The following is a 19,454-nucleotide window of genomic DNA, read 5'->3' as shown; positions in this document are numbered from 1 at the left end:
CGCTGGCTCGTCGTCGTCTTCCAGCTCGCGCTGCCGGTCGGGTGCCTGCTGCTGGGCGGCACGACCGCGCTGGCGCAGTACGCCGTGCTCTGGCTGCTGCCCATGCTGACGGTGCTGCAGCCGATCCTGCGCCTGCGCGCCATCTTCGAACACGGCGCCGTGGTCGACCTGTCGTCGCCGCTGACGGCGGCGCGGACGAACCGGACCCGCGGCAGCCTCGGCAACGTGCTGGCCCGCGCCCTCCTGTTCCCGCACCACGTCAACTACCACCTCGAGCACCACCTTTACCCGGCGGTGCCGCATTACCACCTGCCGCGCCTGCATCGCCTGCTCGCCGGCAAGGGTGCGCTCGACGGCGCCGAGGTCCGCGACGCCGGCGACACGCTCCGCATCGTCTTCGCGCCGCGCGTCCCGCGAGCCCTTGCCGCATGAGCGACCTGATCCTGCACCACTACGCCGGCTCGCCGTTCTCGGAAAAGGTGCGGCTCGTGCTCGGCATGAAAAAGATGCGCTGGCGCTCGGTAACAGTGCCGGCGATCCTGCCCAAGCCCGACGTGGTCGCGCTCACCGGCGGCTACCGGCGGACGCCGTTCATGCAGATCGATGCCGACATCTACTGCGATTCCGCGCTGATGTGCAAGGTCATCGACCGGCGGGCGCCGGAGCCGCCGCTGTACCCGGCGGCGACGCGCGGTCTCGACCAGGTGGTCGCGCAATGGGCGGACACGGCGCTGTTCTGGACCGCGGTGCCGTTCACCCTGCAGCCGGCCGGCGTCGCGCACGTGTTCGCCGGCGCGAGCCGGGACACCCTGAAGGCATTCGCCGCCGACCGCGCCGCCATGAACCCGTCGCAGCGACGCGCGCCCGTCGCCGATGCCCAAGCGGCGCTCGCGGACTACCTGGCGCGCCTGGAGGCGATGCTCGGCGACGAGCGGCGCTTCCTGCTCGGCGCCGCCGCCTGCATCGCCGATGTGGCGGCAGCGCAGTCGATCTGGTTCATGCGCCTCGCGCCGCCGATCGCCGCCCGCCTCGACCCGTACCCGCGCGTACGTGCCTGGTTCGAGCGCGTTGCCGCGTTCGGCCACGGCGAGCCTGAAACGATGCCCGCCGAGGCGGCCATCGCCGTCGCCGCCGCGGCGCGCCGCCACGCACCGGCTGCGGTCGCGGCCGGCGAGGGCCTGGCCGCCGGCGAGGAAGTCACCGTCGTGCCGGCGGACTACGCCCACGACGAGGTCGCGGGAACCCTGGTCGGCCTCGACGCGGAAGAATCGGTCATCGAACGGCGCGATCCGCGGGCCGGTTTCGTCCACGTCCACTTCCCGCGGATCGGGTTCCACGTCAAGGCGATCAGGAAGGAAGGCGCATGAAAAGCTTCGACGGCCGCACCGCGGTCATCACCGGCGCGGGTTCCGGCTTCGGCCTGGAAGCAGCGCGCATCGCCGCCGCGCGGCGTATGAACGTCGTCCTCGCCGACGTGCAACAGGACGCGCTCGACCGGGCCACCGCCGAGATCTCCGCGCTCGGCGCCGCCGTGCTGCCGTTCCGTCTCGACGTCGCCAGCGCCGACGAGGTCGAGACGCTGGGGCGGGCCGTCGCCGCGCGCTTCGGGGCGCCGCACGTCGTCTTCAACAACGCCGGCGTCGGCGCGGGTGGCCTGATCTGGGAAAACACGCTCGCCGACTGGGACTGGGTGCTCGGCGTCAACCTGATGGGCGTGGTGCACGGCATCCGCGTGTTCACGCCGATGATGCTCGAGGCCGCGGCGAAAGACCCCGGCTACGAAGGCCACATCGTCAACACTGCATCCATGGCGGGGCTCATCAATGCGCCGAACATGGGCATCTACAACGTCAGCAAGCACGCCGTGGTCGCCCTGAGCGAGACGCTCTACCAGGACCTGCGCCTCGTCACCGACCAGATCGGCGCCTCCGTCCTGTGCCCGTTCTTCGTGCCCACTGGCATCACCGCCAGCGAGCGCAACCGGCCCGACGAGCTGAAGGCGCCCGAGAAGCCGACCCGGAGCCAGCTGATCGGCAAGGCGATGAACGAGCGCGCCGTCGGCCGCGGCAAGCTCACCGCCGCCGACATCGCCCGCTTCGTGTTCGAGGCCGTCGACGCGGACCGCTTCTACATCTACAGCCATCCTCATGCCCTGTCGAGCGTGCAGACGCGGCTCGAGGACATCCTGCAGAGCCGCAACCCGACCGACCCGTTCGCGGCCCGGCCGGAGATCGGCGTCGAGTTGCGCAAGGCGTTGCGCGCCGTCGACTAGCGCGACGGAGGTCGCGCGGCGCTTCAGCAGGCGAGCTTCAGCGCCTGCACCGGTCGCCCGGTGGCCGCGTCGACGATGACCAGGTTGACGCTGCGCGGGTGGCCCGGGTCGGCACGGCTCGTGGGCGCGAAACGCAAGGTTTCCGCCGCTCCCGTCCGCGCGGCCCACGCCGGCACCGTCTCGTGATCGCGCACCACGTAGTCGTGGCGCAGCGTCGCGCCGTCGTTCTCGCCCGCCTTCACGGCCGTGACGTGGCCGTCCTCCGTCACGGCCCAATACGCTCCCAGGCGCTTGGGCGCGCCCGCGTCCGGTACCACGTTGGCGACAAACCGCTCGCCCTCGCGGGCGAGCGTCACCCGAACCGTCGCCGTCTGGGGTGACGCCGTCGGCAGCCGTAGGGACGGCCAGTCCTTGCGGTCCTTCCCGTCGACGACCACCTGCGGCGTGTAGCTGAAGCGGGCCCCGGTGCTGGCCTGCTGTCGCGCCTGCCGCTCGCTGAAGGCCGCGCTGGCGAAGCGGTCTTTCCAGCCGAGGCGATCCCAGTAGTCGACGTGGAAGGCGAGGGCGACCACCTCCGGCGCGGTCCTCAGCGCCGACAGCCAGCGATCGGCCGGCGGGCAGGAGTTGCAGCCTTCCGACGTGTACAGCTCGACGACCGGCACGACGGTCTGCGTACTGGAGGCGACGCAGGCTCCGCTGGCGGAGGCATGGCCGGCGCCGCCGAGGCAGGCACCCAAAATGCCGACCGACACGTACCGGAAGGGGATGCGAGGGTGGTTCATGGCGGTCAGTCGAGGCCGCGGCGGCGGACTTACGGAACTTCGAGAAATTCTGCCGTGATGGTGCATCCGCTTTCACCCTGCCTGCGTAACCGGCCTATCCGTTGTCACCACCGAGGAGCCTCGATATGAGAAAAGCAGTTCTTCCCCACCCGCGCAAGACGGCCTCGGCCGTCGCTGCCATCACCGCGCTCGCCGCGATCGCTGCCGCCGGAGCCTTGAGCGCCGGCGCCGCCCATGCCTCCAGCCACCGCGAGGCGCCTGCCATCACGGGCACGCCGAAGGTCGACGGAACCGACTTCTACATGTTCAACAGCTACGAGGCGGGACGCACCGGCTTCGTCACCCTCGTCGCCAACTACCTGCCGCTGCAGGATGCCTACGGCGGCCCGAACTACTTCAAGCTCGATTCCAACGCCCTGTACGAGATCCACGTCGACAACAACGGCGACGGCAAGGAAGACCTTACCTTCCAGTTCCGGTTCAACAACACGCTCAAGGGCATCACGCTGCCGATCAGCGGCCAGAACATCGCCATCCCGCTGACCCAGGCCGGACAGGTGAGCGCGCCCAACGCGGCGAACCTGAACGTCAACGAAACCTTTACCGTCGATGTCGTCCGCGGCGACCGGCGCACCGGCACGCGCGGCTCGGTGACGAACGCCAGCGGCGGCAGCGCCACCTTCGCCAAGCCGGCCGACAACATCGGCATGAAGACGATCCCGGACTACGCCGGCTACGCGGCGCAGCACATCTATTCCGTCAACATCCCGGGCTGCTCGACGCCGGGCAAGGTCTTCGTCGGCCAGCGCAAGGACCCGTTCGCGGTCAACCTCGGCGTCATCTTCGACCTGATCAACATCCCCAGCCTCCCTGGCGTCAACAACGACTTCACGCCCGCCGAAGCCGCCTTCGTTCTCGACAACACGAAGCGCGACGCCGGTGCCGACGACCTGGCCGACAAGAACGTGACCGCCCTGGCCGTCGAGGTGCCGACCTCGTGCCTCGTCGCCGCCGGTGCGAACGACCCGGTCATCGGCGGCTGGACCACCGCCAGCCTGCGCCAGGGCACGCTCCTCAGCAACTCGCCGAAGAGCGGCCACGACACCGCCCGCATCGCCGGCGGCGCCTGGACCCAGGTCTCACGCCTCGGCCACCCGCTCATCAACGAGGTGATCATCGGCCTGCCCGACAAGGACCGGTTCAACAACTCGAAGCCGTTCCAGGACGGCCTGCCCACCGGCTTCGGCAAGTACGTGACGAACCCGACCCTGCCGGCGCTGATCGAGATCGCGCTCGCCACGCCGAACATCGCACCGAAGAACTTCCCGCGCAACGACCTGGTGACGACCTTCCTCACCGGTATCGCCGGCGTGACCCAGCCGAAGGCCTTTAGCGCCTCGCCGGCGACCGGCGTCGCGGCCGAGATCCTGCGCCTGAACACGGCGATCCCGGCCGTTCCGGAGGCGTCGCAGAACCGCCTCGGCCTGCTCGGCGGCCTCCTCGCCGGACCGGGCGGGGACCTGGCCGGCTACCCGAACGGGCGCCGTCCGACCGACGACGTGGTCGACATCTCGCTCGTCGCGGCCATGGGCGGCCTGTGCCAGGCCAACGGCGCAGCCGACACCTATAAGTTCGGCACGGCCTGCAACCCGTCGAACGTCCCGCTCGGCAACGCCGTGTTCAACCTTCACGACGGCGTCGACCAGGCCGGCGCGAAGGTGAAGGCGGCCGGCCCGCTGCTGCCGGCGTTCCCCTACCTCGGCACGCCGCTGCCGGGTGCACGTTGAGGAGAAGGCGAATGAACAGGACATGCATCGCCGCCTTCGTCGCAGCCGTCGGCCTCGCGGCCTGCGGCGGCGACGACTTCCGCAACGACCCGGCGCCGACGTCGGAAGTGCCGGCAAGCGCGAGCCAGTCGGTCGACGGCTTCATCGGCTATCTCAAGCTGTTGGTCGCGTCGGCCGCCGACATGCTCGAGCCGGTCGACACCAGCACCGTCGTCGGCCCGACCGACGAGACGAGCGAGCCGCAGCAGGTCGACTGAAGCGGGTCAGCCGGTCGCCTCGCGAGGACCGGTCGCTACCATCGCGACGATGCGAAGCTCGCAACCCCTGGCCGGCGCCGTGATGGCGGCCGGCCTTTTTCTCGTGCTCGGCCTGGCGGCCGGGTCGGCCGCGGCCGGACCGATCGTGCCGACGAGCGACGACGAGGTAATCGAGGTCCTGCCCTTGACGTCGGGCGGCCGCACCGAGACGCAGCGGCTGCGCAGGCAGCAGGCGGCGCGGCCTGACGATGCCAAGCTGGCCCTCGCCCTGGCGACGCGCTACCTGGGCCAGGCCCAGGAGCTCGGCGACCCGCGCTTCGCCGGCCTGGCGATGGCGGCGCTGCGCGCCTGGCCCGATCCGCAGGCGATGCCTTCGGACCTGCTGCTGATGAAGGCGACGCTGCAGCAATACCTGCACGAGTTCGATGCCTCCGTCGCGAGCCTGCGCCTGTTGCTCGCGCGCCCGGATGGCGACAGCCAGTCGCAGGCATGGCTCACTCTTGCCACCGTGCTGCGCGTGCAGGGTCGATACGGCGAGTCGGACGCGGCCTGCGGCGAGCTCGAGCGCAAGGGCGCGGCGGTGTATGCGCGCGGCTGCCGGGCCGAGAACGCCGCCCTGCGCGGCGAGGTCGCGTCGGCGCGGCGCGCGTTCGCTGCCTTGCTGGCCGACGCGGCGCTGGCCGCCCCGACGCGCGCATGGCTCACGACCTCGCTCGCCGAGCTCGAGCAGCGCGATGGCCGCGTCGACGCCGCCGACGCGGCCTTTCGAGCCGTCCTGAAGCTCGGCGCCGACAGCTACGCGAGCATCGCCTACGCCGACTTCCTGCTCGAGCAGCGGCGCCCCGCCGAGGCCGTCCGCGTCCTGGCAGGGCAGACGCGGAGCGACGCCGTCGTCCTCCGCCTAGCGATGGCCGATGCCCTGTCGGCCGGCGCCGGCACCGGCACCGGCGCCGCGGCGGGGCGCAACGCCGCCGAGATGCGCGAGCGCATCGCCCTCGCCAACGAGCGGCCGGGGGCGCGCGTCTTCCACGGGCGAGAGCAGGCGATGTTCGCGCTCGTCGTCGAGCGCGCGCCGGCACTGGCGCTAGAGCTCGCACGGGGCAACGTGTCGCGGCAGCGCGAGCCGCTCGACCTCCTCGTCCTGGCGCAGGCGGCGCGCGCCACCGGCCGGGCCGAGGCGATCGAGGAGGCGCGCCGCCTGAAGGCAGCCGTCGGCCTGCATGATCGGCGCATCGATGCGTTGCTCTGAGGGTGCGCCGGCCGGCCCGTTCCGGCGCGAACGGCGGCCGCGCGCGGCATTCGCGGCGATCGGGGCTGCGCTGGTGGCCACGGCGGGCACGGCCTTCGCGCACAAATCGAGCGACGCCTACCTGCAGCTCTCCGCTGCCCCTGGCCAGCTCGAGCTTCGCTGGGACATCGCCCTGCGCGACCTCGACGTCGCCCTCGACCTGGACGCCGACGCCGACGGCAAGCTGACGTGGGGCGAGATTCGCGCCGCCTGGCCGCGCATCGAGTCGTATGCACTGCCGCAGCTGCGCGTCGCCGGCTGCCCGCTCGCCCCGCAGGGGCGCTCGCTCGAACGGCGCAGCGACGGCGCCTACGCCGTGCTGTCGCTGGCCTCGAGCTGCACCCTGCCCGAGCGGCCGCGCATCGGCTACGGCCTGTTCGCCGACATCGACCCGACGCACCGCGGCATCGCCCGGATCCAGCGCCCAGGGCAGGAGCCCGAGCTGATGGTGCTCGAGCCGGCGCCGAACGTGGTCGCGTCGGGTGCCGCCGATGGCAACCGTGCCGGCGCGGCCACGGCGGGGCCGGAGGCACGGACCGCTTCGCCCTGGCAGTTCCTCAGCGAAGGCGTGCACCACATCCTGACGGGGTACGACCACGTCCTCTTCCTTCTCTGCCTGCTCCTGCCCGCGGTGATGCGCCGCACCGCGACCGGCTGGCAACCGGTCGAGCGGCTGGCGCAGGCGATCTGGCCGGTGGCCGGCATCGTCACGGCATTCACCGTGGCGCACTCGATCACGCTCGGGCTGGCGGCGCTGAAGATCGTCTCGCTCTCGTCCGCGTTCATCGAGCCGGCGATCGCCGTGACCATCGTCCTGGCCGCGCTCGACAACCTTCGCCCCATCTTCCCGGTGCGGCGCTTCGTCGTCGCCTTCTTCTTCGGCCTGATCCACGGCTTCGGCTTCGCCGGCGTGCTGGGCGAGCTCGACCTCCCGGGCGGCGCCTTCGCCTGGGCCCTGCTTCAGTTCAATCTGGGCCTGGAAGCCGGCCAGCTGCTCATCGTCGCGGTGGTCACTGCGGCGCTGTTCGCGCTGCGCCGGCGGCCGCAGTACCCGAGGCTGGTGATCGGCGTCGGCTCGGCGCTGGCGATCGCCATCGGTCTGGCCTGGCTGGTCGAGAGGACGGCCGGGGTCTCCGTCCTGCCTTTCTGAGGAGCGTCGCCTACAATGCGCGTCTCCCCCGACCCAGGAAAGGCATGACGGTCATGACATCGCGAACTACCACGACCTCCGTGCCGAGGGTGTAGGTCGCCGCGCGTCTTTGCACCTGTCTTCTTCCTCTCGTCCAAAGCGCGGCTCGTCCGCGCTTTTGCCTTTCCGGAGTGACCGATGATTTCCATCCAGCTGCCCGACGGCTCGCGTCGCGACTACCCCGGCCCGGTGACGGTCGGCGACGTCGCCGCCTCCATCGGCCCGGGTCTGGCCAAGGCAGCACTCGCTGGCCGGATCGGCGACGGCGCCGACGGTCGCATTGTCGACACCCGGTTCACGATCGACCGCGACACCCGGCTCGCCATCGTCACCGAAAAGGACCCGAAGGGACTCGACCTCATCCGCCACTCGACCGCGCACCTGCTCGCCCATGCGGTGAAGGAGCTCTACCCCGACGCGCAGGTGACGATCGGCCCGGTCATCGAGAACGGCTTCTACTACGACTTCGCCTACAAGCGGCCGTTCACGCCCGAGGACCTGGTCGCGATGGAGGCGAAGATGGCCGAGCTGGCGCAGAAGAACGAGCCGGTGACGCGGCGGGTCCTGCCGCGCGACGAGGCGGTGGCCCACTTCCGCGCCATGGGCGAGGCCTACAAGGCCGAGATCATCGCGAGCATCCCGGCGGGCGAAGACGTCTCACTCTACCGGCAGGGCAGCTTCGAGGACCTCTGCCGCGGGCCGCACGTGCCGAGCACAGGCAAGCTGCGCCACTTCAAGCTGATGAAGGTGGCCGGCGCCTACTGGCGCGGCGATCACCGCAACGAGATGCTGCAGCGCATCTACGGCACCGCCTGGGCGACCAAGGAGGAGCTCCAGCAGTACCTGCACATGCTCGAGGAGGCCGAGAAGCGCGACCACAGGAAGCTCGGCCGCGAGCTCGACCTGTTCCATGTCGACGAGGTCGCGCCCGGGGTCGTCTTCTGGCATCCCAAGGGCTGGGCCATCTGGCAGGTCGTCGAGCAGTACATGCGCGAGGTCTACCGCGCGACCGGCTACCAGGAGGTGAAGGGCCCGCAGATCCTCGACAAGAGCCTGTGGGAGAAGACCGGCCACTGGCAGAACTACCGCGACAACATGTTCACGACGGAATCGGAGAAGCGCGAGTACGCGCTGAAGCCGATGAACTGCCCCGGCCACGTGCTCATCTTCAAGTCGAGCCTGCGCAGCTACCGCGAGCTGCCGATCCGCTACGGCGAGTTCGGCCAGTGCCACCGCAACGAGCCGAGCGGCGCGCTGCACGGGATCATGCGCGTGCGCGCCTTCACGCAGGACGACGGTCACGTCTTCTGCACCGAGGACCAGATCCTCGAGGAATGCGTCGCCTACACGGCGCAGCTGCAGAAGGTCTACCGGGACTTCGGCTTCACCGACGTGATCTACAAGGTGGCGACGCGGCCGGCCAGCCGGGTCGGCTCCGACGAGTTCTGGGACAAGTCGGAACAGGCGCTGATGGAGGCGCTGCGCCGCTCGAACTGCGACTTCGTGGTCGCGCCCGGCGACGGCGCCTTCTACGGCCCGAAGATCGAATACACGCTGAAGGACGCGCTCGGCCGGCAGTGGCAGCTGGGCACGATGCAGGTCGACTTCAACACCGCCGAGCGGCTCGGCGGGGATTACGTGACCGAGACGAGCGGCCGCGCCTTCCCCGTCATGCTGCACCGGGCCATCGTCGGCAGCTTCGAGCGGTTCATCGGCCTGCTGCTCGAGCATTGGGCAGGCGCCTTGCCCACCTGGCTGGCGCCGGTGCAGGTGAGCGTCCTCACGATCACCGAAAGCCAGGCCGACTATGCCCGTGAGGTGGCCAAAACTCTGCAAAATCAAGGAGTTAGAGTCAGCCCTGATTTGCGGAACGAGAAAATAAACTATAAAATTCGCGAGCATTCAATGCAGAAGGTTCCGTACATCCTCGTCGTCGGCGACAAGGAAAAGGCAAACGGGGCCGTTTCCGTGCGCGCCCGAGGAAACCACGACCTCGGTGCGATGTCACTCGGCGACTTCTCCGCGAAGCTCGCCGCCGACATCGCCCAGAAAGTGTGAGAGCCGAGGCCTGACGACGTCGTCAGGTGGCGGGCGCGACTCTGTCGTTGTGGGTCCCTGTGCCTTGGGGCCCTTTGAAAGGCCTTTGACATCGCTACTTTTGCTGACCGTCGTCAACCCAATGCCGAGCGCAAGCACCGGCTCAACCGGGAGATCATGGCTCCCGAGGTCCGGCTGAACGGACCCGAAAACGAACCGCTGGGAATCGTCCCCATCGCCGAGGCCCTCCGGCTGGCCGGCGAGCAGGACGTCGATCTCGTCGAGATCGTGGCCCAGGCCGATCCGCCGGTGTGCCGGCTGATGGACTACGGCAAGTTCAAGTACCAGGAGCAGAAGCGGGCGGCGGAAGCGAAGGCCAAGCAGAAGGTCATCGAGGTCAAGGAAGTGAAGTTCCGGCCCGGGACCGACGAAGGCGATTACGCGATCAAGATGAGGAACCTGCGCCGCTTCATCGAGGAAGACGGCGACAAGGGCAAGGTGACCTTGCGCTACCGCGGCCGCGAGATCACGCACCAGGACATCGGCATGCGCCTGCTGGAGCGGATCCGCGACGAGCTGGCCGACGTCTCGGTGGTCGAGCACATGCCCAAGCTCGAAGGCCGGCAGATGATCATGGTCCTGGCGCCGAAGCGGACGTAGGAAGCGAAGTACACGGACTCCGGCACGGGCGGCAAGCCCGACGTGCCGAGCCGAAGCCTCTGCAGGCTGACAAGACGGCAAGACCTTGCCGGCGCCTGCAGGTGCACACGAAGAGAGAGCAGTCATGCCGAAGATGAAGACCAAGAAGAGCGCCGCCAAGCGGTTCCGGGTTCGCCCGGGCGGTACCGTCAAGCGCGGCCAGGCGTTCAAGCGCCACATCCTGACGAAGAAGTCGACCAAGACGAAGCGCCACCTGCGCGGCACGAGCACGGTGCACGACACGAACATGGGCCACATGGCGCAAATGCTGCCGTTCGCCGGCCTCTGATCGCCGGCGCACCCTCACCACTTCCGAAGGAGATCCATCCATGCCTCGCGTCAAACGCGGCGTCACCGCACGCGCCCGCCACAAGAAGGTCCTCGCCCTCGCCAAGGGCTTCCGCGGCCGTCGCAAGAACGTCTTTCGCATCGCCAAGGAAGCGGTCATGCGCGCCGGGCAGTACGCCTATCGCGACCGCCGCAACAAGAAGCGCGTCTTCCGCCAGCTCTGGATCGCCCGCATCAACGCCGCGACCCGCAGCCTCGGCGTCACCTACAGCAAGTTCATGGCCGGCCTGAAGAAGGCGCAGGTCGACATCGATCGCAAGGTCCTGGCCGACATGGCCGTCAACGATCCTGCCGCGTTCGGCACGATCGTCGAGAAGGTGCGCCCGCACCTGTCCTGACCTGTCGGCGGCGCCGTCGAGGGCGCCGCCGCGATCCTGTCCTTCGCCCCGCGGAGGCCGACCTCACGATGAACGATCTCCAACCGGTGGTGGACCACGCTCTGGCCGAGTTCGCTCGGGCCATGGCGCCGGCGGAGCTGGAAGACGCGAAGGCGCGCTTCCTTGGCAGGCAGGGGCGGATCACCGAGCAGCTGAAGGCGCTCGCAGCCCTGCCGCCGGAGGAGAAGAAGGCGCGCGGGGCGGCCATCAACGTCGCCAAGCAGGCCATCGAGGCTGCCCTGACGGCGCGCCGCGAGGCGCTGGCCCAGGCGCAGCTCGAGGCGCAGCTCGCGGCGCAGTCGCTCGACGTGACGCTGCCCGGACGGTCGAGAGGGCAGGGCGGCATCCACCCGATCAGCCGGGCTCTCGAGCGGATCGAGGCGATCTTCACCTCGATGGGCTTCGACATCGCCGACGGCCCGGAAATCGAGACCGACTGGTACAGCTTCACGGCGCTGAACAACCCGGAGAACCATCCCGCACGGTCGATGCAGGACACTTTCTACGTCGACGTCAAGGACGACGAGGGCCGCCTGCTCAACCTGCGCCCGCACACGTCCCCGATGCAGATCCGCTACGCGCAGGCGCATGCGCGCCGACATGCCGGCGCGGCGACGATGCCGGACGTCCGCGTCATCGCACCGGGCCGCACCTACCGCGTCGACAGCGACGCCACGCACTCGCCGATGTTCCACCAGGTCGAAGGCCTGTGGCTCGGCGAGAACGTGAGCTTTCGCGACCTCAAGGCGGTGTACCTCGACTTCGTGCAGGCATTTTTCGAGACCAGCGAGCTGAAGCTGCGCTTCCGGCCGAGCTACTTTCCCTTCACCGAGCCGAGCGCCGAGATCGACCTGATGTTCGAGACCGGCACGCTCGCCGGCCGCTGGCTCGAGATCTCCGGCTCGGGCCAGGTCCATCCGCAGGTGGTGCGCAACATGGGCTTCGATCCGGAGCGCGTCATCGGCTTCGCGTTCGGATCGGGGATCGACCGCCTCGCGATGCTGCGCTACGGCATCGACGACCTGCGCCTCTTCTTCGACGGCGACCTGCGCTTCCTGCGCCAGTTCGCCTGATCGCCGGGCCGCCGCATGCAATTTCCAGAATCCTGGCTGCGCGAGTTCTGCGATCCGCCGATCGGCACCGCGGCGCTCGCCGAGCGGCTGACGATGGCCGGCCTCGAGGTCGAGGCGCTGCGGCCGGTCGCGCCCCCGTTCCATGGCGTCGTCGTGGGCAAGGTGCTGTCGGTCGACAAGCATCCGAACGCGGACCGGCTGCGCGTGTGCCGCGTCGACGCCGGCACCGGCGATACGCTCGAGATCGTCTGCGGCGCGCCGAACGTGCGCGCCGGGATGAAGGCACCGTGCGCGCTGGTCGGTGCCGAGCTGCCGGCGGCCGAGGGCGGTGAGCCTTTTCGCATCCAGCTCGGCCAGATCCGCGGCGTCGAGAGCCGCGGCATGCTTTGCTCGGCCCGCGAGCTCAGGCTTTCGGAAGACCACGAGGGCCTGCTCGTCCTCGACGAGGCGGCGCCCGTCGGGGCCGACATCCGCGATCACCTGTCCCTCGACGACACGATCTTCACGCTGAAGCTGACCCCCAACCTCGGCCATGCCCTGAGCGTGTTCGGCATTGCGCGCGAAGTGGCGGCGCTGACCGGAGCGCCGCTGAAGTCGCCGCCGATCCGGGCGGCCGAGGTGGGCACACCGACCAAGCTACCCGTCCGCATCGAGGCGCCGGATCTCTGCGGCCGCTTTTCAGGCCGCGTCATCCGCGAGGTCGACACGCGCGCGACGACTCCGGCCTGGATGGCCGAGCGCCTGGCCCGCTGCGGCCAGCGCACGGTCGCGCCACTGGTCGACATCTCGAACTACGTGATGTTCGAGCTCGGCCGCCCGTCGCACATCTTCGACCTCGACAGGATCGTGGGCGGGCTGGACGTGCGCTGGGGCCGGGCCGGCGAGTCGATCGAGCTCCTGAACGGCAGCACGGTCGAGGTCGATGGCACCGTCGGCGTCATCGCCGACGAGGCGCAGGTCGAGTCGCTCGCCGGCATCATGGGCGGTGCGGCGACGGCGGTCTCCGACGCCACCCGCAATGTCTACGTCGAGGCTGCGTTCTGGTGGCCCGAGGCCATTGCCGGGCGCTCCCGCCGCTTCAACTTCTCGACCGACGCGGGGCACCGCTTCGAGCGCGGCGTCGATCCGGCGACGACGGTCGAGCACATCGAGCGGCTCACGGCGCTGATCGTCTCGATCTGCGGCGGCAGCCAGACGAGTTGCGGCCCGATCGACGACCAGGTCGTCGCCTTGCCCCGGCCCGCGCCGGTGACCCTTCGCGTCGAGCGAGCCGCGAGGGTGATCGGCATGCCGCTGACGCAGGCGCAGTGCGAGGACGTGATGTCGCGCCTCGGCTTCGCGTGGACCGCTCGGCCGGGCGCGATCGAGGTCGTCCCGCCCAGCTGGCGCTTCGATCTGCGCATCGAGGAAGACCTGATCGAGGAAGTGATCCGGCTCATCGGCTACGACAGCCTGCCGGGGCGTCTCGCATCGGGCCCGCTCATGGCGCGCGTCGAGAGCGAGTCCAGGCGCCGGCCGGCGATGCTTCGCCATGCGCTCGCCGACCGAGGCTGGCAGGAGACGATCAGCTTCAGCTTCGTCGACGAGCGCTGGGAGCGCGACTTCGCCGGCAACGAGACGCCGGTGCGCGTCGTCAACCCGATCGTGGCGAATTACTCCGTGATGCGCTCCAGCCTCATCGGCAGCCTCGTCGAGGTGCTGCGCGTGAACGTCGGGCGCAAGGCGACCCGGGTCCGCGTGTTCGAGCTCGGCAAGGTCTACCTGCGCGACCCGGGCGCGGCCAAGGGCGAGTTGGCCGTCGACGGCATCCGCCAGCCCTTGCGACTCGCCGGCCTCGCCTTCGGGCCGGCCGATCCGGTGCAGTGGGGCGTGGCCGAGCGTGCCGTCGACTTCTTCGACGTCAAGGGCGACCTCGAGTCGCTGTTCCTGCCGGCGGCGGCCCGGTTCGTCCCGGCGCCGCACCCGGCGCTCCACCCGGGGCGCAGCGCCGCCCTCGAGCTCGGCGGCGTGCGCATCGGCTGGTTCGGCGAGCTGCACCCGCGCTGGCGCCAGGCCTACGACGTGGCGGGCGCGCCCATCGTCTTCGAGATCGACGCCGATGCCCTTCTGGATCGCGCGCTGCCGGTGTTCGCCCCGCTGCCCAGGCAGCAGCCCGCCTGGCGCGACCTCGCCGTCGTGGCCGGGCGCGATGTTTCCCATGCGGCGCTGATGGAGGTCATCGAGACCGGGGGCGGGGCTGGCGTCCGCTCCGCCACGCTGTTCGACATCTACGAGCCGAAGAGCGCCGGCGCAGGAATCGGCGACGGCGAGCGCAGCCTGGCGGTTCGCCTCGAGCTCCGCGACGATGTCCAGACGCTCACCGACGAGCGCATCGTGGCGCTCGTCGCCGGCGTGCTGCAGGCGCTGGCGCAGCGCCTCGGCGTGCGCCTTCGCACCTGAGGACCGGATCGAATGGCCGGCCCGGAATCCCCGCCCGAACGCCTGTCGGCGACGCTGGTCACGCCGACGCTGACGAAGGCCGAGCTGGCCGAACTGCTGTTCGAGCGCCTCGGGCTGAACAAGCGCGAGTCCAAGGACATGGTCGAGGCCTTCTTCGAGCTGATCCACGCCACCCTGCTTTCCGGGGAGGACGTCAAGATGTCGGGCTTCGGGAACTTCAACATCCGGCGCAAGGCGCCGCGGCCCGGTCGCAACCCCCGCACCGGCGAAGCGATCCCGATCAAGGCCCGGCACGTCGTGACTTTTCACGCCAGCCACAAACTGAAGGGAGTCGTGCAGGGCGACACGCCGGTTCCGGGAGAGTTCGAGTAAAGTCGAGGTTTATCTCCGGATCTTATTGATTTTGATGGAGAAAACGCTCCCACCGATTCCCGCCAAGCGGTACTTCACGATCGGCGAGGTCAGCGACCTGTGCGGCGTGAAGCCGTACGTGCTGCGCTACTGGGAGCAGGAGTTCACGCAGCTGAAGCCGATGAAGCGGCGCGGCAACCGGCGCTACTACCAGCACCACGAGGTGCTCCTGATCCGCCGCATCCGCGAGCTTCTCTACGAGCAGGGATTTACGATCAGCGGCGCCCGCAACCGCCTGACCGACAGCTCACAGCGGCGCGAGGCCGCAGCGCACGACAGCCAGGCCGACCTGCTCGAGCCGGCGAACGGCAGCGCGCAGCCCCTTGCCCGGGGCGACGATCGCCAAGATCGCGCGGTGAACGGCGACGACGAGCGTGTGTCCGGGGCCCACGAAGGGCCGGCCGCGGCCGGCGACACCTACCCGCTGTCGCCTGCGCAAGTGCGCCAGGAGCTCATCTCGATTCGTGGCCTGCTCGGCCCTTAGCCGAAGGGGCGGTCCCTATAATCCGGGACTTCGGGGCGTAGCGCAGCCTGGTAGCGCACTTGCATGGGGTGCAAGGGGTCGCGAGTTCGAATCCCGCCGTCCCGACCAATGAACCAAGGGGTTGGCTTCGTGAGGAGCTCGCCCATCCTTCCCCGCCGTTCCGACGCCGGCCATGCCGCTCGCGCCGTCGCCGGTCGGATCGAAACCCTTGATACCCTCGGAAGCGACCGCGTCGGGGCTTCTCGACGCGAAGGGCGACATCGTCGTGAGTACCCGGCCGCCGGAGGGCTTCAACTACAGCGGCGCGACTACTTCAAGGCCGCTCGCGAGCAGCTGGGACTGGTGACCTCGGCGCCCATCATGGGGCGTCTCACCAGACGATGGACCGTACCCACGGCGGTCAGGGTCGACGGGCCCGACGGTGAATTCGGCGGAGTCGTCTACGTCGGAGTCGAAGCCGCCATGCTGACTCGCGACTTCCAGCATGACTACGGTCCGGACACCGTCATCGCCGTCATCGGAAGGGACGGAATCTACCCATCACGCCATGTCGACTCGAAGCACTCCTCCGGCGAACGCATCGATCCTGTCCATTTGATCGCTGGCGCGTTCGTCAAAGCGCGGGCTTGACTGAGAGCGTGCTGGCCAGATGGATTCCGCAGGCAACCGACGGCAAGGCGGACTAGGGCTTCCCCGGACCTCCCGAGCGTCGGGGTCAGGCCGCGCCGCGCTGGCGCGCCCGATCCCGCGCCGCCTGCAACGTGTGCAGGGTGATCTTGCGCACTTCCGCCTTGCTCTGCTCGATGTGCGTGCGCAGGAGCAGCTGCGCCTGGTCGACCTTCCTCTGCATCACCGCGCGCAGGATCTTCCCGTGCTCGGCGTAGGTCGCCTCGATGCGGTCGCCGCGCGTGAAGTCGAGACGGCGAACGATGCGGATGCGCTCGGTCACGTCCCAGTGCACCCGCGCCGTCTCGGCGTTGCCGGCGGCGCGCACCAGCGTGGCGTGGAACTGCTCGTCGTGGGCGCCGACGAGGCGCGGGTCCGACAGTCGCTCGGCCTGCGGCACCAGCCAGACGGCCTTGAGCGCCTCGAGCCCGGCGGCCGGACCCACGCTCATGCACAGCCGCGCGACGCTCGCCAGCTCGAGCACGACGCGCAGGTCGTAGAGCTGCTCGAGGCGACCGAAGTCGATCGGCAGCACGAACCAGCCGAGCTTGGGCTCGACGCCGAGGAAGCCTTCGTTGCGGAGCCGGAACAGGGCCTCGCGCACCGGCGTCCGGCTCATGCCGAGGCGCTGCCCCAGCTCAGCCTCCGAGAAGCGGTCACCCGGTACCAGCTGGAAGTCGTGCAGCTCAGCCTTGATCGCGTCGTAGACCTGGTCGGCGAGCTTGCGCGCGCTCTCGCCGGTGCCTTCGCCCGCCGCGCCGACAGCCCTCACGATGCGATCAGGCTGACGTGCGCGGCGACGACCTTCCAGCCGTCGGCGAAGCGGACCCAGGTCTGGCTCTGCCGGCCGAGGCGCGGGTCGCCGGCGCGTCGGAACTCGGTCATCGCGGTCGCGGTGTCGCGCCCGTAGCTGGTGATCACCGTCCGTTCGAGCTCGCGCGCCAGGCCGGCCGACGGGCGGGCGCTGCGAAAGGCGCGGATCGCGTCGATGCCGACCAGGTTCTCGCCGGCGCCGTAGCGCACCACCGCGTCGGAGTGCCAGAACAGCTCGTCGAGCACGTCGGTCCGGTTGTGGACGAGCGCGTCCTCGTAGCGTGCGAAGACGGCGCGCACTTCGTCAAGCACGTCGGGCAGGTTGATCGCTTGGCTCATGGCGGCAGGTCGAAGGCGGCGACCGGCGCCATGGCGACGCCGGCCGACTGGAGATGGTGGGCGACGCGCAGGACGAGGTCCTCGCGCCACGGCGCGGCGATGACCTGCACGCCGATCGGCATCGTCTCATGGCAGCCCCACACCGGCACGACGCAGACGGGCAGGCCGATGCACGAGATCGGCTGCGTGAGCAGGCCGAGGCTGGGGCGCGCCGGCAGGCGCAGGCCGTTGATCTCCAGCCATTCGGTGCCGATCGCCGGCGCGACGCAGGGCGTGGCCGCGGCGAGCAGGACGTCGACCTCGCGAAAGAGCCGGGCCGCATCGAGCGCGAAGGCGCGCCGGACTCGCTGCGCCTGCTGCACCCACACGGCCGGCAGCAGCGCGCCGGCCAGGAAGCGGTCGCGCGACAGCGGCTCGAAATCGGCAGCGCGGGTGCGCAGGTCATCGAGGTGGAGGGCCGAGCCCTCCGCCTGGGTGATGAGAAAGGCGGCCGCGCGCGCGCTCCCGGCGCGCGCCAGGGTCACCGTGCGGCGGGCGTCGAGCGCGGCCGCCACGCGGGCGACCGCGGCGCGCGCCGCCGGCCCGGCGTGCTCCTCGAAATGGCCCCCGAGCACCGCGATGCGCAGGCTGCCGATGCCTTCCCCGAGCCGGCTCGCGACGGGCTCGGCAGCACGCGGCGCGCAGGCCGGGTCGCGCCGGTCGGGGCCCTGCATGGCGTCGTAGGCGATCGCCAGGTCGCGCGCCGTCCGCGCGAAGGGACCGAGGTGATCGAGGCTGGCCACGAACGGGTAGCTGCCGTGGCGCGGCAGTCGGCCGTAGGTCGGCTTGAGGCCGAAGACGCCGCACAGCGATGCCGGGACGCGGATCGAGCCGTTGGTGTCGGAGCCGAGCGTCAGCGGCACCTGGCCGGCCGCCACCGCCGCGGCCGACCCGCCCGACGAACCGCCGGCCACGCGGGTGGGGTCGTGCGGGTTGCGCGTCGGGCCGTCGTGCGAGTTCTCGGTCGTGAAGCCGTAGGCGTACTCGTCCATGTTGAGCGCGCCGACGAGGATCGCGCCGGCCGCCTCGAGGCGCGCCAGCAGGAGCGCATCGTGCATCGCCACCGTCCTGTCTCGCTCGATCCTCGAGCCGGCGCGCGTGGTGAGGCCGGCGACGTCGAACAGGTTCTTGACCGCGAAGGGGACGCCGAGCAGCGGCCGGGCGGCAGCCTCCGAATCGTTCGCCGCCAGTTGGGCATCGATGCGGGCGGCGCGGCGGCGCGCCCGCTCGAAGGTCCGGTCGGTGAAGGCGTTGACGACCCCGTCGGTGCACTCGATGCGGGCCAGGCTCGCCTCGAGCACCGCGGCGGCACTGACGCCGCGCTGGCGCACGGCATCGGTGAGCGCCGCGGCCGGGCCGGCAAACAGGTCGCCGGGGCTCACGGGGCGAGGCCGCTCGCGGGCTCGGCGTCCGGCAGGTCCTCGGGCGCCACGGCGGTGAAGGCGTACGCGGGCTCGTCGAGCCGGCCGAGCGGCACGGCCATGACCTGCTCGGCCAGGCCGGCGGCGAGCGCGAAGTAGCGCAGCACGCCGGGGCGATGCGCCGGATCCAGGGGCAGCGCTAGCGCCGCCGCGGCGGCATCGACGCAGGCCTCGATGTCGTTCGCGTCCATCGCGCTCAGCGCCGCACTTCGCGCTGGAAGATCTCGAGGCTCTTCTTCTTGGCGGCGACGAAGCTCGGCTCCGACAGCGTCGCAACGGTGCGCGGCCGTGCGTCGGCGTAGGGCAGGATCTCGGCGATGCGCGTCGGCCGCTTCGTCAGCAGCAGCACCTGGTCGGCGAGGTAGACCGCTTCCTCCAGGTCGTGCGAGACGAGCAGCATCGTCGTGCCGGTCTGCATGAAGACCTCCTGCAGCTTCTCGCGGATGAAGAGCGTCATCTCGAAGTCCAGGGCGGAAAACGGCTCGTCGAGGAACAGCACCTCGGGCGAAGGCGCCAGCGCCCGTATGATCGAGGCCGTCTGCTGCTGCCCGCCCGAGAGCTCGTAGGGATAGCGGCGCAGGTCGAACTTGACGTCGAAGGAGGCGACGAGCTCGGCCATGCGGCGGTCCACCTCCGCCTTCGAGCGGCCTTCGAGCTTGAGCGGGTAGGCGATGTTGTCGATGGTCCGCATCCACGGGAACATCGCCTCGCGGTAGTTCTGGAACACGTAGCC

General features: G+C 70.2%; 22 protein-coding genes and 1 tRNA gene. 17 read left to right on the top strand and 6 right to left on the bottom strand.

Annotation, left to right across the window (positions count from 1 at the left end; genetic code table 11):
- The 3 genes from AC30N0_RS09220 to AC30N0_RS09210 all read left to right on the top strand — a co-directional run.
- Positions 1–432 (top strand): fatty acid desaturase (locus AC30N0_RS09220; protein ID WP_489517626.1); only part of this gene is annotated, 432 nt, incomplete at its 5' end.
- Positions 429–1,367, top strand: a complete 939-nt coding sequence (locus tag AC30N0_RS09215; protein ID WP_489517625.1) for a glutathione S-transferase family protein — start codon at positions 429–431, stop codon at positions 1,365–1,367. The genes AC30N0_RS09220 and AC30N0_RS09215, both read left to right, overlap by 4 nt.
- Positions 1,364–2,272, top strand: coding sequence for an SDR family oxidoreductase (locus tag AC30N0_RS09210; RefSeq protein WP_489517624.1), 909 nt, complete (start codon positions 1,364–1,366; stop codon positions 2,270–2,272). The genes AC30N0_RS09215 and AC30N0_RS09210 overlap by 4 nt, the downstream gene beginning before the upstream one ends.
- Before the next feature lie 23 nt (positions 2,273–2,295).
- Here AC30N0_RS09210 and AC30N0_RS09205 read toward each other — a convergent pair whose 3' ends face one another.
- Positions 2,296–3,054 carry a DUF1223 domain-containing protein gene (locus AC30N0_RS09205; protein WP_489517623.1) on the bottom strand — a complete coding sequence of 253 codons (759 nt, stop codon included), beginning with the start codon at positions 3,052–3,054 and terminating at the stop codon, positions 2,296–2,298.
- Between the two features lie 125 nt (positions 3,055–3,179).
- On the opposite strand from AC30N0_RS09205, the gene AC30N0_RS09200 reads away from it, so the two are divergent.
- The 14 genes from AC30N0_RS09200 to AC30N0_RS09135 all read left to right on the top strand — a co-directional run bounded on the left by AC30N0_RS09200 (position 3,180) and on the right by AC30N0_RS09135 (position 16,073).
- Entirely contained in the window at positions 3,180–4,841 is a 1,662-nt protein-coding gene (locus AC30N0_RS09200; protein ID WP_489517622.1) for a DUF4331 domain-containing protein, read from the top strand.
- An 11-nt stretch (positions 4,842–4,852) separates the two neighbouring features.
- Positions 4,853–5,098 carry a hypothetical protein gene (locus AC30N0_RS09195; protein ID WP_489517621.1) on the top strand — a complete coding sequence of 82 codons (246 nt, stop codon included), beginning with the start codon at positions 4,853–4,855 and terminating at the stop codon, positions 5,096–5,098.
- Positions 5,099–5,147: 49 nt separating this feature from the next.
- A complete protein-coding gene (locus AC30N0_RS09190) occupies positions 5,148–6,347 on the top strand; it encodes a hypothetical protein (RefSeq protein ID WP_489517620.1) in 1,200 nt (399 codons plus the stop codon).
- 73 nt (positions 6,348–6,420) lie between these two features.
- Positions 6,421–7,536 (top strand): HupE/UreJ family protein, encoded by a 1,116-nt coding sequence (locus AC30N0_RS09185; protein WP_489517619.1) that lies wholly within the window; start codon positions 6,421–6,423, stop codon positions 7,534–7,536.
- A gap of 177 nt (positions 7,537–7,713) precedes the next feature.
- A complete protein-coding gene (gene thrS / locus AC30N0_RS09180) occupies positions 7,714–9,633 on the top strand; it encodes a threonine--tRNA ligase (protein WP_489517618.1) in 1,920 nt (639 codons plus the stop codon).
- Positions 9,634–9,723: 90 nt separating this feature from the next.
- Positions 9,724–10,272 carry a translation initiation factor IF-3 gene (gene infC / locus AC30N0_RS09175; protein ID WP_489517627.1) on the top strand — a complete coding sequence of 183 codons (549 nt, stop codon included), beginning with the start codon at positions 9,724–9,726 and terminating at the stop codon, positions 10,270–10,272.
- A gap of 124 nt (positions 10,273–10,396) precedes the next feature.
- Complete coding sequence (gene rpmI, locus AC30N0_RS09170; protein ID WP_489517617.1) at positions 10,397–10,600, top strand: 50S ribosomal protein L35; 204 nt, start codon at positions 10,397–10,399, stop codon at positions 10,598–10,600.
- 40 nt (positions 10,601–10,640) lie between these two features.
- Positions 10,641–10,997 carry a 50S ribosomal protein L20 gene (gene rplT / locus AC30N0_RS09165; protein ID WP_489517616.1) on the top strand — a complete coding sequence of 119 codons (357 nt, stop codon included), beginning with the start codon at positions 10,641–10,643 and terminating at the stop codon, positions 10,995–10,997.
- Positions 10,998–11,065: 68 nt separating this feature from the next.
- On the top strand, positions 11,066–12,109 hold the full coding sequence (pheS, locus tag AC30N0_RS09160; protein ID WP_489517615.1) for a phenylalanine--tRNA ligase subunit alpha: 1,044 nt from the start codon (positions 11,066–11,068) through the stop codon (positions 12,107–12,109).
- A 15-nt stretch (positions 12,110–12,124) separates the two neighbouring features.
- The gene (gene pheT, locus AC30N0_RS09155) at positions 12,125–14,548 is read left to right on the top strand and encodes a phenylalanine--tRNA ligase subunit beta (protein WP_489517614.1); all 2,424 of its coding nucleotides are present in this window, start codon (positions 12,125–12,127) and stop codon (positions 14,546–14,548) included.
- 12 nt (positions 14,549–14,560) lie between these two features.
- Positions 14,561–14,920 carry an integration host factor subunit alpha gene (locus tag AC30N0_RS09150; RefSeq protein WP_489517613.1) on the top strand — a complete coding sequence of 120 codons (360 nt, stop codon included), beginning with the start codon at positions 14,561–14,563 and terminating at the stop codon, positions 14,918–14,920.
- A 34-nt stretch (positions 14,921–14,954) separates the two neighbouring features.
- Positions 14,955–15,443 carry a MerR family transcriptional regulator gene (locus AC30N0_RS09145; RefSeq protein ID WP_489517612.1) on the top strand — a complete coding sequence of 163 codons (489 nt, stop codon included), beginning with the start codon at positions 14,955–14,957 and terminating at the stop codon, positions 15,441–15,443.
- Between the two features lie 31 nt (positions 15,444–15,474).
- Positions 15,475–15,551: transfer RNA gene (locus AC30N0_RS09140), tRNA-Pro, on the top strand.
- The gene (locus AC30N0_RS09135; protein ID WP_489517611.1) at positions 15,552–16,073 is read left to right on the top strand and encodes a PDC sensor domain-containing protein; all 522 of its coding nucleotides are present in this window, start codon (positions 15,552–15,554) and stop codon (positions 16,071–16,073) included.
- Positions 16,074–16,158: 85 nt separating this feature from the next.
- Here AC30N0_RS09135 and AC30N0_RS09130 read toward each other — a convergent pair whose 3' ends face one another.
- The 5 genes from AC30N0_RS09130 to AC30N0_RS09110 form a co-directional block, all read right to left on the bottom strand.
- Entirely contained in the window at positions 16,159–16,881 is a 723-nt protein-coding gene (locus AC30N0_RS09130) for a GntR family transcriptional regulator (RefSeq protein ID WP_489517610.1), read from the bottom strand.
- Positions 16,878–17,261, bottom strand: coding sequence for an oxalurate catabolism protein HpxZ (gene hpxZ, locus AC30N0_RS09125; protein WP_489517609.1), 384 nt, complete (start codon positions 17,259–17,261; stop codon positions 16,878–16,880). The genes AC30N0_RS09130 and hpxZ overlap by 4 nt, the downstream gene beginning before the upstream one ends.
- Entirely contained in the window at positions 17,258–18,682 is a 1,425-nt protein-coding gene (locus AC30N0_RS09120; protein ID WP_489517608.1) for an AtzE family amidohydrolase, read from the bottom strand. Before AC30N0_RS09120 ends, hpxZ begins: the two co-directional genes overlap by 4 nt.
- Positions 18,679–18,912 (bottom strand): AtzG-like protein, encoded by a 234-nt coding sequence (locus AC30N0_RS09115; protein WP_489517607.1) that lies wholly within the window; start codon positions 18,910–18,912, stop codon positions 18,679–18,681. The genes AC30N0_RS09120 and AC30N0_RS09115 overlap by 4 nt, the downstream gene beginning before the upstream one ends.
- Before the next feature lie 5 nt (positions 18,913–18,917).
- A partial coding sequence (locus tag AC30N0_RS09110) for an ABC transporter ATP-binding protein (protein WP_489517606.1) occupies positions 18,918–19,454 on the bottom strand: 537 nt, incomplete at its 5' end.

Source organism: Rhizobacter sp., assembly GCF_031412495.1.
Classification (GTDB): Bacteria; Pseudomonadota; Gammaproteobacteria; order Burkholderiales; family Burkholderiaceae_C; genus Schlegelella_A.
This window is presented reverse-complemented; position numbering and strand designations above follow the sequence as displayed.